General features: G+C 50.6%; 13 protein-coding genes. 10 read left to right on the forward strand and 3 right to left on the reverse strand.

Going from position 1 to position 14679, the window contains the following annotated elements; genetic code table 11:
• The 3 genes from DESTI_RS05525 to DESTI_RS05535 all read left to right on the forward strand — a co-directional run bounded on the left by DESTI_RS05525 (window position 1) and on the right by DESTI_RS05535 (window position 3380).
• On the forward strand, window positions 1–2346 hold the full coding sequence (locus DESTI_RS05525) for a xanthine dehydrogenase family protein molybdopterin-binding subunit (protein ID WP_014808975.1): 2346 nt from the start codon (window positions 1–3) through the stop codon (window positions 2344–2346).
• Between the two features lie 128 nt (window positions 2347–2474).
• Window positions 2475–2678, forward strand: a complete 204-nt coding sequence (thiS, locus tag DESTI_RS05530; RefSeq protein ID WP_014808976.1) for a sulfur carrier protein ThiS — start codon at window positions 2475–2477, stop codon at window positions 2676–2678.
• Between the two features lie 153 nt (window positions 2679–2831).
• The gene (locus DESTI_RS05535) at window positions 2832–3380 is read left to right on the forward strand and encodes a class I SAM-dependent methyltransferase (protein ID WP_014808977.1); all 549 of its coding nucleotides are present in this window, start codon (window positions 2832–2834) and stop codon (window positions 3378–3380) included.
• A 59-nt stretch (window positions 3381–3439) separates the two neighbouring features.
• Here DESTI_RS05535 and DESTI_RS05540 read toward each other — a convergent pair whose 3' ends face one another.
• Entirely contained in the window at window positions 3440–4249 is an 810-nt protein-coding gene (locus DESTI_RS05540) for a hypothetical protein (protein ID WP_014808978.1), read from the reverse strand.
• A 402-nt stretch (window positions 4250–4651) separates the two neighbouring features.
• On the opposite strand from DESTI_RS05540, the gene DESTI_RS05545 reads away from it, so the two are divergent.
• The 6 genes from DESTI_RS05545 to DESTI_RS05570 all read left to right on the forward strand — a co-directional run bounded on the left by DESTI_RS05545 (window position 4652) and on the right by DESTI_RS05570 (window position 10642).
• Window positions 4652–5410 carry a slipin family protein gene (locus DESTI_RS05545; RefSeq protein ID WP_014808979.1) on the forward strand — a complete coding sequence of 253 codons (759 nt, stop codon included), beginning with the start codon at window positions 4652–4654 and terminating at the stop codon, window positions 5408–5410.
• Window positions 5411–5490: 80 nt separating this feature from the next.
• A complete protein-coding gene (locus DESTI_RS05550; RefSeq protein ID WP_014808980.1) occupies window positions 5491–5922 on the forward strand; it encodes a phage holin family protein in 432 nt (143 codons plus the stop codon).
• A gap of 66 nt (window positions 5923–5988) precedes the next feature.
• Window positions 5989–7161: an exo-beta-N-acetylmuramidase NamZ family protein gene (locus DESTI_RS05555; RefSeq protein ID WP_014808981.1), complete on the forward strand. Its 1173-nt coding sequence runs from the start codon at window positions 5989–5991 to the stop codon at window positions 7159–7161.
• 260 nt (window positions 7162–7421) lie between these two features.
• Window positions 7422–8648, forward strand: coding sequence for a M20 family metallo-hydrolase (locus tag DESTI_RS05560; RefSeq protein ID WP_041285993.1), 1227 nt, complete (start codon window positions 7422–7424; stop codon window positions 8646–8648).
• A 126-nt stretch (window positions 8649–8774) separates the two neighbouring features.
• The gene (locus tag DESTI_RS05565) at window positions 8775–10187 is read left to right on the forward strand and encodes a TolC family protein (protein ID WP_014808983.1); all 1413 of its coding nucleotides are present in this window, start codon (window positions 8775–8777) and stop codon (window positions 10185–10187) included.
• A gap of 11 nt (window positions 10188–10198) precedes the next feature.
• Window positions 10199–10642, forward strand: coding sequence for a hypothetical protein (locus DESTI_RS05570; RefSeq protein WP_014808984.1), 444 nt, complete (start codon window positions 10199–10201; stop codon window positions 10640–10642).
• A 219-nt stretch (window positions 10643–10861) separates the two neighbouring features.
• Here DESTI_RS05570 and DESTI_RS05575 read toward each other — a convergent pair whose 3' ends face one another.
• Both DESTI_RS05575 and DESTI_RS05580 read right to left on the reverse strand, forming a co-directional pair.
• Window positions 10862–11179, reverse strand: a complete 318-nt coding sequence (locus tag DESTI_RS05575) for a TusE/DsrC/DsvC family sulfur relay protein (protein WP_014808985.1) — start codon at window positions 11177–11179, stop codon at window positions 10862–10864.
• A 217-nt stretch (window positions 11180–11396) separates the two neighbouring features.
• Entirely contained in the window at window positions 11397–11831 is a 435-nt protein-coding gene (locus DESTI_RS05580) for a tetratricopeptide repeat protein (protein ID WP_014808986.1), read from the reverse strand.
• Window positions 11832–12076: 245 nt separating this feature from the next.
• On the opposite strand from DESTI_RS05580, the gene DESTI_RS05585 reads away from it, so the two are divergent.
• Complete coding sequence (locus tag DESTI_RS05585; RefSeq protein ID WP_014808987.1) at window positions 12077–14674, forward strand: 1-acyl-sn-glycerol-3-phosphate acyltransferase; 2598 nt, start codon at window positions 12077–12079, stop codon at window positions 14672–14674.
• The last annotated feature ends 5 nt before the right edge of the window (window positions 14675–14679 follow it).

Below are 14679 nucleotides of genomic sequence, written 5' to 3' on the forward strand. Positions count from 1 at the left end.
ATGAGTGACTACCAGGTTCTCAACTCGAGGGCGCCTCGTTTGGACGGTCCGGTCAAGGCAACAGGTCGGGCAAAGTACGCTGACGATATCAGTATGCCGGGCATGCTCTATGCCGGAATACTGCAAAGTCCGCTGGCACATGCCAAGATACTCCACATCGATACTTCAAAGGCCAAGAAACTGCCTGGAGTAAAAGCGATAATAACGGCCAAGGATGTAGGGCTGATAAAATACGGGGTTTCTCCGGCTCGGTACGACGAGACCCTGTTCGCGTTCGATAAGGTCCGGTACGTGGGAGACGAAATTGCTGCAGTCGCTGCGGTGGATCAAGCTACCGTGCAGGAAGCGTTGAGTCTCATCAAAGTCGATTACGAAGAGCTACCCGCAGTTTTCGATATGTTCGAAGCGATGAAGGAAGGGGCTCCTCAGCTTCATGCAGAGTTTCCCGGCAATTTGAATGCCGAGGTTCATCAGGAATTCGGAGATACGGAAGCAGCTTTGCAGGGATGCGATCTTGTTGTGGACCACACGTTCCTCAACAAACGGCAGGATGCGGCGTTCATAGAGCCCCAGTCCTGTATCGCTGTGTTCGATTTGGACGGCAAACTGACACTGCATACTTCTACCCAGGTTCCTCACTATGTCATGCGGACCGTGGCAATGGTCCTTCAGATCCCTGTGGGTAACGTGCGGGTTGTAAAACCGTACGTGGGCGGAGGATTCGGCCCGAAATGCGAAGCAAACCCAATGGAAATGAGCTGCGGGTTTCTCGCTCGTCAAACAGGGCGGCCTGTGAAAATGACGTACAGCAGGGAACAGGTATTCCTTCACAGCCGCGCAAGACACCAGTTCTACGCGGAAATGAGTCTCGGCGTGAAAAAAGACGGGACCATGGTTGCGCTCAAGAATAAAGCCGTTCTGGATGGCGGAGCGTACACCAGTTTCGGAATAGCGACCGTGTATTATTCAGGTTCGCTCCTTGGTGGACCGTACAAGCTCCAGGCCATGAAATACGACGGAATGAGAGCCTACACGAACAAGCCGGCCTGTGGGGCCCAGCGGGGACACGGAGGAGTTGCCCATCGTGCAGCTTTCGAGCAGCTTCTGGACATGACTGCGGAGAAACTCGGAATGGATCCCGTGGAATTCCGGTTGAAGAACATGATGGTAACGGGAGACATGACGATAAATGAGCTGGATATGTCCAGCCTGGGAATGAAAGAGTGTATAGAAGCCGTGCGCGATGGTTCGGACTGGTCCAATAAGAAAGGAAAACTGCCGAAAGGAAAAGGAATCGGCGTGGCATGCGGATTCTTCGTTTCCGGTGCAGGATATCCCATATACAGGTCCGATACGTATCATTCCACCGTGGTGATCAAAGTCAGTGAAGATGGCGGCATAGTCAACGTGTTGACCGGTTCCGCGGAAATAGGGCAGGGCTCTGACACGACTATGGCCATGATTGCCGCCGAAACCTTGGGAATTCCGCTGGATCATGTCCGGGTGACATCCGGCGATACGGATCTGAGCGTTGACCTGGGAGCATATTCCAGCCGCCAAACTCTTATGACCGGCCATGCCACAAAGGAAGCGGCAGAACAGGTACGCGGCCGAATCGTGGAGTACCTCGCGGAGGCTATGGGATGCGATCCTTCTTCCATAAGCTTCAAGAATGGAAACGTGCTGTTCGATGGCGGTCCGGGCAATTTTGAACAGATCCGAAGCTTTTACATCAAAGAGCATCGCGGCTGGACAGATCCTCCGACAGGCGACTACCTGACTTTCAGAGAGGCAGCCCGGCTCGCATTTATCAAGGGTGGTACACTCGTCGGGACCGGAAAATACAAACCACCCCGACTTGGAGGGTCGTACAAAGGGGCTGCGGTAGGCACTTCCCCTGCGTACGGGTGCTCGGCACAGGTTGTAGAAGTTACAGTCGATCTCGAAACCGGAGAAGTGACTGTGGACAAGATGACTGATGCGCATGACTGCGGCTTGGCCATCAACCGGACTCTGGTGGAAGGGCAGATGCAGGGATCTCTCTCCATGGGACTTGGCGAGTGCCTCTTCGAGGAAGTCAAATTCGATTCCAGAGGCCGTATCTTGAACGCCTCCCTGGGTGAGTATCGTATCCCTACTGCTCTGGACATGCCGAATGTAAAAAGTATCATTGTCGAATCGCATGAGCCCAATGGGCCGTACGGAGCGAAAGAGGTAGGGGAAGGCGCGATCATGCCAACCATCCCGGCGATATTGAATGCCATTTACGATGCGACAGGTGTTCGGGTCACCGAATTGCCGGTCTCCTCTGAACGGCTCTTCATGGGAATAAAAGCCAAAAAGTAATCGGATAGTACGGAAACACAAGACGGGAAACGCTTCTCATAGGAAGTGTTTCCCGAATATCCTTATACTGCATTCCGCCCCAACGAGATTTCGTTATTTCGGAAAGTGTTCCACCCCAGAGGATTCTCTTGCAGTTCTTGTTCAACGGATTTCCGGAAAAAGTCGAAGAATCCAGCCTGACGATTCAGCAGTTGCTCGACCGCACCCATGAGGATGACCCCGCTGTCATTGTGGAACTGAACGGACGGTACGTACACAGAAAAGATTTTGCCATGACAATGATTGCAGAAGGGGATCGCGTCGAATTCATCCACCCCTCTTTCGGCGGCTAAGGATCTGAAATCGGGGAGAACTTCTTGTAATCGTCATGATTAGTCTGCTGCCTCTCCTAAATAACAAATAAACAGATCTTGTTTGGTTCAGCAGTTGCAACATACGTTTCATTCCTCTATATTAATTAGACTAAACTATTGCAGAGGAACGGCATGGAAAAACACGTATGTCCCTGGTGGATAGGGTACCTCTTGGTAAATCCGATTCGCCGCTGGCTCCAAAACCCGGATAAAATTCTGGCTCCCTATGTCCGTGATGGAATGACCGTGCTCGACATCGGTCCGGGAATGGGATTCTTCACTATTCCTGCATCTCGGCTGGTAGGAGCCAATGGAAAGGTCATAGCCGTAGATGTTCAGGAAAGAATGCTTACTGCATTGCAGAGAAGAGCACGCAATGCAGGCATGGCCGAACGCATCGTCACCAGAGTGTGCCGGCAGGATGACATCATGGTTTCCGAACCGATAGACGTATGTCTTGCATTGCACATGGTGCATGAAGTTCCCGATCCGGATCGTTTGTTCTCTCAGATCAAGGACATTCTGAAGCCCGGGGGAATAGTACTTTTGGCTGAGCCGCGGGGGCACGTGTCGAAGGAAGAATTTCAGACTACTCTCGATGTCGCATCTGCGGCAGGCCTGAAAATAATTGACGAACCTGAAATACGTCGCAGTCGGTCGGCAGTCCTTGCCATCAACTAATAGCGACAGGGAGGCTGCCGGGAAGATGGATCGAACAGTCTGGCACAGGATTCGTGAGGTCAGAATTCCGAATCGTCCGGAGGCACAGCCAACCCGTGTCCGGGAATGAATGGAATTGCAGCAACGGGAAACCCTTTGATCCAACGAATGCCGCAGCGAACCACCGATTTAACCGGAGCAGCATGAACAAAGTCTTCAGGGTTGCCCAACAATGCGTCCTGTTCCAACATGGATGGTATTATCCTGATACTGTGTCCCTGGTTCGCATCATAGCTGTAGAACGGCTTTAACTCTTCCGGAATGTACCCGGGATAATCTTCGACCGTCTTCGGTTTGCCGGATCCTTGTGTTCCTTCAGGCCGGAATTCAATGAGTTCCCAGAGGTTTTCTCTCGGATAGGATTGGGCACAGAACCCCCGCACCGCACGGTCAAACTCGATGTCTGTCCAGGGCGCGGTTTTCCTGATCATGGGTTCCAAGTACTTGAAGAATTTTTGAAAAGAGTTCGATGTGGCTATGGAAAATTCTTTGCCACTTTCATCATAGAAATGTACGGTGAGTGTATCTTGTTGTGAAATACGTTTGAAATCCTCATCTTCTTCTTCGGAGTAGAAATTCCACCAGATATCGAATATTTCTTCTATTTCCTCGGAGTACACTCGGATCATGGTCAGCACGAGGAGAACATCGTTGAATTTTATGGCCCCTGCGCGTTGCTGAATGCCTATATTGCCGTTGGATTTGGGGAACTCGGCCACAGAACGGACAAAGAACCCGACCTGACCCGGGGCGTTGGGGCCTGGAGCATACAATCCGTGAAAGCTTTGCCCGGGAAACAATTTAACTTTCTCGGGATTTATCATTTTCATGAATGTCCTCTCCTTCGCTCAAATATTAGCAAAAGGATGAAATCCGGTCCATCGAATTCAAACAACCGGTTTTGAGAAGGTCGCACCTCTCTAATCTGTCCCCTGCTCCAGTTTGAAGTTCCGTATTTGACTTTGGAGTTCATAAACCGACTAAATAAAGTTATTCCTGTTTAGGAAATGGGCAAGAGCTTTGATTCTGAACAAATTTCTCATGTGAATAAGGTAATTTGATCCCAGTGAAAAAGCAGTTGGTTTGCACGGCAGAGATTGACGCAGATCAAGCCTTGTTCCATTATAGTCCCAGGAATTGGGGGGGTGCAGTCGGTTACCAAATAGCATTCCCCGATCGCGAAGTTCCGGGCCTTCTATTACGGGACGGTTTTCTACAACGAGGAGGAGTCCATGTATGCACTCGGTATAATCATATTTCTCATCGTGATTTTCCTGTTCATGGCCATCAAGATCCTGAACGAGTACGAGCGGGCAGTGGTATTCCGTCTCGGAAGGATCATCGATCACAAAGGCCCCGGTCTTATCATTCTGATCCCTATCATCGATCGTATGGTGAGAGTGAGTCTCCGCACTGTTGCCATGGATGTGCCTTCCCAGGACGTGATCACCCGTGACAACGTGTCCGTGAAGGTCAACGCGGTCATTTATTTCCGTGTCATGGACCCCACGAAAGCTGTTATAGAAGTTGAGAACTATTTGTACGCAACTTCGCAGTTGGCTCAGACGACTCTCAGAAGCGTGTGCGGACAATCGGAACTGGATGAGCTCCTTTCCGAGCGGGAAAAGATCAACATGGAGATTCAGGAGATTCTGGACCGGCACACCGATCCCTGGGGGGTTAAGGTGAGCATGGTCGAGGTAAAGCATATCGATCTGCCTTCCGAGATGCAGCGAGCTATTGCCCGCCAGGCGGAAGCCGAAAGAGAGCGACGAGCCAAAGTCATCAATGCCGAGGGCGAATACCAGGCTGCTGCACGCCTTTCCGAAGCAGCTATGATTATAGCCAAGGAACCCACGGCTCTCCAGCTCCGCTATCTCCAGACATTGGTGGAGGTTGCTGCGGAGAAGAATTCTACGACCATCTTCCCCATACCGATTGATCTTCTGGAGCCCTTTATCAAGAAGACCGGCGCAATCGAAGAAAAATGAGGCTTCCCACGGTAGCTTCAAACAATCGGTATTGGACCTGAAATTCGAAGAAAGCTGAAGACCGGGGAGAAGGACCGATCATGCACGGAATAGTGATAAGGTGGCTCATAACTACAGTCTCCATTCTTCTCATCCCGTACATTTTGTCCGGGGTCCGGGTAGAGAGTGTCTGGAGCGCATTATTTGCCGGAGCAATACTCGGAATATTAAACGCAGTGGTGAGACCGGTCCTCATAATACTCACGTTTCCGCTTACAATAGTCACTCTGGGGCTCTTTATTCTCGTTATAAATGCATTGCTCTTCCAACTGGCCGGGGCTATTGTGCCCGGGCTTCACATCGCTTCTTTCTGGTCGGCTCTCTTTGCTTCAATTATCGTCACTATCGTATCCTGGTCCATGAATTCCCTGGTCTCCGGAGGAGGCGGCGAAAGGACAGTTTTCGTACGCCGATGGGAAAGCGGACCGATAGACATGCACAGAGGCCGGTCGGGAAAATGGGAGCGAGATTAGAGTGAATCTTGAGGCACGGCAGGTTGTTCATACGTTTCTCTCAGTCCGAGATCATAGAATAGCTGCATGGTAATTACAGGTCTCGAAAGAATTCTCCGGGAACCTCAGGTGCTCTCGCGCGCCGGGAGACTGGGGCTTTTGTATAATTACGCCTCGGTCAATACTCGGTTCGAGTCGAGCGCGGATCTGATTGCTGCACGATTCCCGGGCAGATTGAGAACATTGTTCGGACCCCAGCATGGTGTGGGCGGAACCGAGCAGGACAATATGCGCGAGACCGGCCACGGGATGCATCCATATTTGAACATTCCCGTGTACAGTTTGTATTCCGAAACGCGAATCCCGCGACCCGACATGCTCGAATCCGTGGACACCGTGCTTGTCGACATCCAGGACGTAGGGACCCGCGTCTATACCTTTGCCACGACAGTGCTGAATCTTATGCACGCGTGTGCAGAGACCGGGAAAGCTGTTTTTATCCTTGACAGGCCGAATCCGATCGACGGTAAAGACGTTGAAGGCAATATCCTGAATCCTGCATTCGCCAGTTTTGTAGGGCCATTTCCCATTCCCATGCGGCACGGCATGACACTGGGTGAACTCATGGCCTTGTATCATGCGGAACTGGACATAGGGTGCGAACTGGAAATAATAACTCTTGGCGGCTGGAATCCGAACACGTATTTCGAGGACACCGGTTTGCCGTGGATTTTACCATCCCCGAACATGCCGCTGGTGGAAACTGCTGTTGTATATCCTGGACAGGTGATTCTGGAGGGGACGAATCTCTCTGAAGGGAGAGGAACCACGAGACCGTTCGAGATATGGGGCGCTCCTTTCATTGAACCCGGACATGTGACAAATCTCCTGGAAAAGAACTGCATTACTGGCGCAGTGTTGCGGGAGACGGATTTCAAGCCGACCTTCAACAAGTGGGCCGGTCAACATTGCAGAGGGTATCAGATTCACGTCACCGATCGAGAGCTGTTTCGACCTTTCCGAGCTACACTGGCCTTTATTTCTGCACTGCTGAAACTCTATCCCGAAGAATTCAGATGGTCTGAACCGCCTTACGAGTACGTCTCGGACAAGCTTCCCGTGGATGTCATTCTCGGGGATGACAGGCTCCGTCTGGACCTGGAGCAGGGACGCTCTATCGAAGACCTTGAGCATAGCTGGTCCGAGGATTTGGACAAATTCCTCTCATTACGGTCCCGATTTCTTCTCTACCCGCGATAATTTATCGGTCCTCTTTCGGAACCCATCTGTAGAACCGTCTCGTTCCGTTCGATAAACAAGAGTTTCCTAAATAACTCTTCTTGCGAGAAAGGGGTTCCCCGATTTTACTCGTCTGGGTGCGGATCGGTATGAATACTTAATCGATAGCTCCCTTTCCCCGATTTTTACCAAGTTTTCTGGTTGACAATCATCCAACCCTTCCCATAACATGCTGGATCGAACTGTGTTCTGCCGGGACGACGTTGTACGTCTTTGGAGGAATGGTGGATTTTCAAGAAATAGCGCGAAAAATTGATGGCCTTTCCAGTGAATGTACCGAATTTCTCGTACGGATCTGTTCTATTCCGGCGCTTGGTCCGGATAACAACGGAACCGGAGAAATGGCAAAGTACCAGGTTGTGAAAGATGCAGTGACAGCGCTGAATCCCGATCTCATCGAGGAAATCCACGCACCGGACGAGCGGGTTCCCGATGGTGTTCGACCTAATCTCCTGGCGGTTTTCCATGGTAGAGACAATGCCAGAACATTATGGATCTTGTCCCATATCGATGTAGTTCCGCCCGGGGAACAGAGATTATGGGAGCATGATCCGTTCAAACCTGAGGTCCGGGACGGGTTTATTTCGGGACGCGGCGTAGAAGACAACGGGCAGGCAGTGGTGGCAAGCATTTTTGCAGCCCGCGCTGTTAAAGAGACCGTTGGATTCGGGATGAATGTGGGCTTGGCTCTCGTCTCTGACGAGGAGACCGGCAGCTTGTACGGACTTGATTACATTTTGCATCAGCGGCCGGACCTTTTCAAACCCGAAGATCTGATTCTCGTTCCTGATGCCGGAAATGCCGATGGTGATGTCATCGAGATAGCGGAAAAACATTTGCTGCATGTGAAGTTCACCATAAAGGGACTTCAGGGACACGCGAGTCGCCCGGACAAGTGCAGGAACACTCTGAGGGCTGCTGCACATTTCGTTGTCGAGCTCGATGAGCTGCTCCACAGCAAGTTCAACAGTAAGAATACTTTTTTCAATCCGCCCGAGAGTACGTTCGAGCCGACTCGTAAAGAAGCGAACGTGCCAAACGTGAACACCATTCCTGGCGAAGACGTCCTGTTCTTTGATTGCAGGATTTTGCCGGATCTGGATCCCAGGCAGGTCTTGGACGAGATGGAACTGGTGGCAGAGTCTGTCCAAGAACGATTCGGCGTCCAAATAGCTGTCGATGAGTTTCTCAGGTCGGATTCCCCGAATCCCACGCCTGCCGATGCACCTGTAGTGTTCGCTCTCGCACAGGCTGTCCAGGAGATCTATGGGGTTCAACCGCGGCCTCATGGAATCGGCGGACAAACAGTTGCGACATTTTTTCGAAAAAGAGGACTGTACGCAGCAGTCTGGGAAAAGATTCTCCAAATGGCACACGCGCCCAACGAAAGAGTGTCAGTGGAAAATCTGATCGGGAATACGAAAGTATTCGCGAGGATGATGGTCTGAAGGAACTCCCTCTGCTGCACTTTTCCGCACGTTTCAGACTCTCGCTTCCGCCTGAAACACGCTCTGCATAAGGAAGCGCTGTATTTTTTCCCGGATGTCCGGGTTTTTGCTTAAGGAGGACGAGGTATGGGTTGTTCGAATGCCTCGAAGTGTCTATTTACAATTGCTATCCTCGGATTGTTGTTGGCCGTCATTCCACTCGCTGCGAATGCAGCCGAGTCTAACAGAAGGAACAGGGCCGACAGCAGACTCTCTCTTGCTCAAGCTGTTTCAATTTCTCTGACCAGAAATCTCAGAATGGCCGATGCCAGATTGGATGTCAGAGAGAAAGAGTCTCAGCGTCGGGAAGCATATTCGGATTTTTTCCCCACAATCGATCTGCAGTACGCCGGGACGGGGTACAGATATCAGAGTTCTACAGCAATTGCTTCGTTGACCGGAACTCACCCAAGCCGATGGGCGATCCGTGGAGACCCCTCTGGCGGTACCGGACTTGCGCCCACTTATCCGTACCGTATCGATCCCTTCAAGCTTTTCAGCATGTCCGCGACGATAACCCAGCCTCTGTATACCGGAGGCAAGTTATTAAATGACTATAAGTACGCCCGTCTCGGGGTGGATTATTCGGCGATTCAATTTGACGTGGAACGCCAGGACCTTACCCTGGATGTGTATGAAGCGTACTATCAGCTCGTGCAAGCGGAAAAATTGTTGGAAGTGGCGGATGCATCGATCCGAGCGCTCGAGGCGCTCCGTAATCAGACTCTGGAGTTTTACAAAGCCGGCGTGGTTCCCAAAGTCGATGTTCTGTCCACCGAAGGCCAGCTTGCCACGGCAAAGATCCAGAGAACCCAAGCTTTGACCGACATAGGCAAATCCAAGGCTACTCTGAATTTTCTATTACGGTATCCTCAAGAGACTCCGATAGATGTCATCCAGGACACGGCATATCGGCCGAACAATTACGCTATTCCCGCTATTTACGGAATAGCGGCAGCGAACAGGGTTGAAATCCGGCAGGCGAATATATCTGTGGAGCAGGCTCTGGCATTGGTAAAATCCGCAAAAGCCGACCTGTTGCCATCCATCCAGGTGCAAGGTCAGGCCTCAAGGATAAATGACGACTGGAACACATTCGATCCTGAAGGCACCAACGATTGGCGGCTCCAGGGAATCCTCTCATGGACTTTCGACATGTTCCGGCAGCGTGAGACCGTCCAGGAAAGGCGAGTCACCCAAGCCCGGGCATTCGTTGCCAGGGAACAATTGGTCGAACAGATTATGGAAGAAGTGAAGACTTCGTTCCTGGACATGAAACGCTCCGAAAGCGACATAGAGAATAACCGCAAGGCAGTTGAATTCAGAAGAGAGAATTTCCGTATCAACCAGGAGCGGTACAAAGAGCAGGTTGCAACGTACATAGAAGTTCTCGATGCGCAAAGGCAGCTTTCGTCGGCAGAAGGCGATCTGATAGTTTCTCTGATCGGGTACAAGACTAACCAGGCAAATTTGGAAAGGCGGCTCGGCACCATACGGTAAAGGTTTCTACAATGTTCCGTCCACTTAAATGCATTTGGGCTACAGCCTATATAGTATTGGCTTTGGCAGTCTCGCCGGTTCTCGGACAGGATGTCCCAGGACAAGCAACACCTACTACTGCTTCTTCCGGCAGGCCCAGCACCATTCGAGTTAAACAGAATATCTTGGTGAAAAAACAGGAAGCGTTGCAGCGACAGGTAAACGACGCTCTCCGCTGTATCGAAAATGCGAGCAATCCTCAAACGCTTCGTGACCCACAGGGTAACATCAACCTGGTTCCTCAAACGGACCTCGTCAACTGCAGAAGGCAATTGGCAACATATCAGCGGGAGCTGCAATCACTTCTACGGCAGAGTACGAGACTCGGCCAAGACGCTACTGCAGCTTCACTGCAGCTTCAACGTCAATTGCAGGTTGTGGAGAGAGCAGCGCGACTGAGATGGCTCAGTGAATAAAAGGTAGGATTTCCGGAAGATAGCAGAAGAACAGTGACGAAAAGCTGTATGCCTCAATGTACACGGAGTCTCCCCGGCAATGGGGGAAGAATCGACACCTCAGCCTGACAGTTCACTTCCCGCGTAAACAACAGTAAATTCGTGCACCCCCAGGAGTGAACACCTCATCTCTGGCTATGGATGGAGCGCACTCCCGGGGAACACACAATTTGCGAAAAACTAAACGCACCCGGTGGGTTTGGGGAGTCCTGCCACTTTACAGGCGCCCTTGGCCGGTCCGGATGGAAACAGCTCATAGATCTTTTTGAGTTTGAAGCCGGTATCTTTGCAGACTTTGCGGATCATCGGAGCAATGTTGAATTCCAGGTAATAATTCCTGAGATAATGGACCACTTTCCAGTGCTCGTCCGTCATTTCCTGGATACCTTCGGTCTTGGCAAACAGTTTTGCAACTTCTTCGTTCCACAGATCCGGATCTTGGAGAAAACCGTCCTCATCAACTTCAAAAGTTCTACCTTCGATTTCGAGCGTAGGCATTCGAAAGACCTCCTTTATCTGGAAAATTTGCCGGGAAATAACCGGGCAAATCGTGTAATCCTACAGATGTTATCACTAGTGCTCCGCAAAAACAACATTCAACATGTTTTTTTTTCCAAGGATTCCTGCACCGAAGGTATCACGCGTCGTTCGGGTGACCCAACCTACATGACAGGTCCGAATGGGCAAGAAATCCTGTCGTCAGCACACGATTTAACTACTTCTTCTTAATCTTTGTCTCCACATCCTGGATGTATTTTTCGAGATTCCTTCTTACTACAGGCCGTTTCTCACGTGTAAGCGCTTCCTGGTAAGCCTTTAGGGCCGAAGGATAATTCTTCTGAATCTCATACACCAGTCCCATGAGGCCGTATGCCTCGGGATAGTTCGGATTCAACTGAACCGCTTTCTGAAGATCCAGTATGCTCTTGTCATATTCCCCCATCTTGGAATACGCAATAGCTCGATTGTGATAGGTGAGATAAAAGTTTGCGTTCTGTTCGATGGATCTGGTGAACAGGTCTATGGCCCGTTCCCATTTTTCCACGCGCAACGCGAATTCCCCCTGCTCATAGAAATCCAGGTAATCGTCGCCCGTTGCAGTTCCGACAAGAACCGCGCACAGAATCACCAGAGCCCAAAGAAATCGCATTGGTTTCGTTCCCATACTTGCCACAACCGGAGCCCCTGAAAGATGTGTATATTAACACAAAATTATCTGAAGAAAACCTTTTCTTTACGGCACATTTATTTTTCTCCGAGCAGACAAACTCCATTGCCCAACGATGCTCGGATCTGATAGCCTCTCTTCACACGAGCCCGCAAAACGAGTATCGACCCGTTTCCCCTCCGCGCGGGCGGATCCATGATATGACTCAGAGGAGGCCCAGGCCGCATATGAACGAATCCGTTAACGGAAAAACCGTTCCGGAACATTTGAGAAACGGTCATTTCACGCATGTTGCAGGGATACTGGACCAAGAACCGCCCTGGATACTACGTAAACTCATCCCGATACTCTCAAAGCAAGTCCGAATTGACGACGAAGTTATTGGCAGGCTCCGTGAGCTCCAGGCTGCCGGGCCTGTCGTCTATGCCATGAAGTATCGCAACATCTACGATTTGCATTTTCTCCGTATGCGATTTGCGGAACTTGGCCTTCCGGTTCCTTCTTTTGTTTTCGATACTTCCGCAGCAGCCACAGGATCGTTCCGGAAATTTTTCAAGGTGTGGGGCGCGACTTTGAGCGGAGTCATCCAGCAGCACCGATTTCCGAGACCATCGGAGGACGTGCTGAAGGAAATACTCGAAAACCGCGGCAGTGCAGCAGTGACATTCCTTGTCGATGAAAAAACGACAAGAGATCGATACGTATATCCTGACAGCGATCCGATAAGAATCCTTCTGGACGTACAGGGCCGGCTTTCCGCTTCCATAGCCATTGTTCCGTTGATCATCCTCTATGATCGCAGCCGTCGCAACGTGGTACCTTCATTCTGGGAAACCCTTCTGGGCGATCCGGATAATCCCGGCTTTGTGCGGAGGATTGCCACGGCATTCAGAACGTGGACCGTCCCGGAACTCTTGATAGGCGAACCGGTTCATCTGGTCGCGGAATTCGAGGAATTCGGTTCCAGTCCGGAATGGGACGAGTTACCCGTTCGAGTGCGGCAGAAGCTTGTCGATTCCATTAACTCACGAATTCGAGTGAACAGGGGGCCTGAAAAGTTATCCCGTACGGAAATGAAAGAACGGGTTCTGCAAGATGCGCGGGTACAGCGGTCGGTCAGGGAAATTGCATCGAAGGAGGGAGAAACCGAGGAGAAGACGAAGAAACTCGCCGAATCCTATGTAGACGAGATTGCCGCGAATCAGCAACTTCAGATTCACCATTTCCTTTATTATGTACTTAGGGCGCTCTTTGCCAAAGTCTTTGACGGCGTAGATAGCCAAGCATCTGATTTTGCGAAGCTGAAAAAAGCGAACGCAGAATCGTCTTTGATCTATGTTTCGTGCCATAAGAGCCATTTTGATTACCTGCTTGTCGGGTATTTCTCATTTATCAACCAAATGGCCATTCCTCACATGGCCGCAGGCAAGAATCTTTCATTTTGGCCCATCGGACCGATACTGCGTCGAGGCGGAGCATTCTTCATTCGACGGACGTTCAGAGGACTGGGGCTGTATACGTATGTTTTTACAGCATATCTCAAAGTCCTTGTTCGGGAAAAAATCAATATAAACTTCTATATAGAAGGCGCCAGGAGCAGAACGGGTAAATTGACGCCCCCTAGAATGGGCATGCTGGCCTTTCTCCTCCAGACCATAGAAGAAGGGGCGGTCCCGGATCTCATTTTTGTGCCGACATACATAGGATACGATCGCGTACCGGAAGAAAAGTCTTATCTCAAAGAATTAGCGGGAAAAGAAAAAGAAAAAGAGAGCTTTTGGCAGTTTCTTCAGGCTCGGACCGTACTCAAGAAGCGATTCGGAAAAGTGTATGTAAGGTTTCGAGATCCGGTTTCCTTTGTGGAATTCTGTTCTCTCGCAGGACATCAAGTGCAACCAGGAAGCTCTTTTCTGAAAGAAAATCGGAAACTGCTCCAGGATTTCGCATACTACCTGATGTATGGAATTGTACGGGCCGGTGTGGTGAGCCATATCGATCTCACCGCAGCAGGGTTGATCTGCAGAGGAGCGGAGCAAGTCACTCGTGAAGAATTGGTTGAAGCGGTACAATGTTTTTGGGACGTATGTAACCATGAAGGTTTCGAGCTTTCTCAGACTGCCAAAGATCCTGAATTCGCAGTAAGAAATGCTCTTGATTCTTTCGTGGCACGAGGGTTCCTGGAAACAGGTGAAGGAGCATCCAATGAGAATACAATATTCAAGGTGAGTCAATCCAGAGTTCCCAATTTAGATTTTTATAGAAATGGAATAGTGAATTGCGTGTGGGACTCGTCGTTGCTAGCCATGATTCTCCTGGGCAGAGGCCCCGAAGCTCTGGAGAACCTCTCGGTGATATCCGAGGAATTTGAACTCTTGAAGGATCTCCTTTCAAAAGAGCTCATCGTTAACCCTCTCCAGAAGACGTCGAATTCGCTTGCAGAAAAGATCCGGTTCTTCAGGGAGCAGAACTGGATTTATTCACAAGGAGAATCGCTCATACTGCGTAAGGCCCCGCTGGAGTGCCTGGCCGGAGTGCTGCGCGACCTCGTTGAAATTTACTATGTTGCTCTGGTTGCTTCGGAAGATGCTCGGGAAGTAAGCCAAAAAGAACTGATGAAAAAAATGGCATTTCTCATGGAAGAAGCCCGAAACACGGAGAATCCTCGTCTCAAACCGGCTCTTGCCGCAGTTCCCGTTAATAACGCGTTGACGCGTTACTCGGAACTGGGGATTCTCGAATATCGGACTTCCAGAAAGTATCTGACCGGAGTAGCGGATCACCAGCAACTGACATCAGTGAAGAACCTGTTGAGCAGCCTTCTGTGAACTCC

Source organism: Desulfomonile tiedjei DSM 6799 (genome assembly GCF_000266945.1).
Taxonomy (GTDB): domain Bacteria; phylum Desulfobacterota; class Desulfomonilia; order Desulfomonilales; family Desulfomonilaceae; genus Desulfomonile; species Desulfomonile tiedjei.

Excerpts from the sequence above, each read along its gene's own strand:
- DESTI_RS05560 (WP_041285993.1), top strand. The coding sequence starts at position 7,422 with ATGGTGGATTTTCAAGAAATAGCGCGAAAAATTGATGGCCTTTCCAGT.
- DESTI_RS05565 (WP_014808983.1), top strand. The coding sequence starts at position 8,775 with ATGGGTTGTTCGAATGCCTCGAAGTGTCTATTTACAATTGCTATCCTC.
- DESTI_RS05575 (WP_014808985.1), bottom strand. The coding sequence starts at position 11,179 with ATGCCTACGCTCGAAATCGAAGGTAGAACTTTTGAAGTTGATGAGGAC.
- DESTI_RS05545 (WP_014808979.1), top strand. The coding sequence starts at position 4,652 with ATGTATGCACTCGGTATAATCATATTTCTCATCGTGATTTTCCTGTTC.
- DESTI_RS05580 (WP_014808986.1), bottom strand. The coding sequence starts at position 11,831 with ATGCGATTTCTTTGGGCTCTGGTGATTCTGTGCGCGGTTCTTGTCGGA.
- DESTI_RS05555 (WP_014808981.1), top strand. The coding sequence starts at position 5,989 with ATGGTAATTACAGGTCTCGAAAGAATTCTCCGGGAACCTCAGGTGCTC.
- DESTI_RS05525 (WP_014808975.1), top strand. The coding sequence starts at position 1 with ATGAGTGACTACCAGGTTCTCAACTCGAGGGCGCCTCGTTTGGACGGT.
- DESTI_RS05570 (WP_014808984.1), top strand. The coding sequence starts at position 10,199 with ATGTTCCGTCCACTTAAATGCATTTGGGCTACAGCCTATATAGTATTG.
- DESTI_RS05540 (WP_014808978.1), bottom strand. The coding sequence starts at position 4,249 with ATGAAAATGATAAATCCCGAGAAAGTTAAATTGTTTCCCGGGCAAAGC.
- DESTI_RS05535 (WP_014808977.1), top strand. The coding sequence starts at position 2,832 with ATGGAAAAACACGTATGTCCCTGGTGGATAGGGTACCTCTTGGTAAAT.
- DESTI_RS05585 (WP_014808987.1), top strand. The coding sequence starts at position 12,077 with ATGAACGAATCCGTTAACGGAAAAACCGTTCCGGAACATTTGAGAAAC.
- DESTI_RS05550 (WP_014808980.1), top strand. The coding sequence starts at position 5,491 with ATGCACGGAATAGTGATAAGGTGGCTCATAACTACAGTCTCCATTCTT.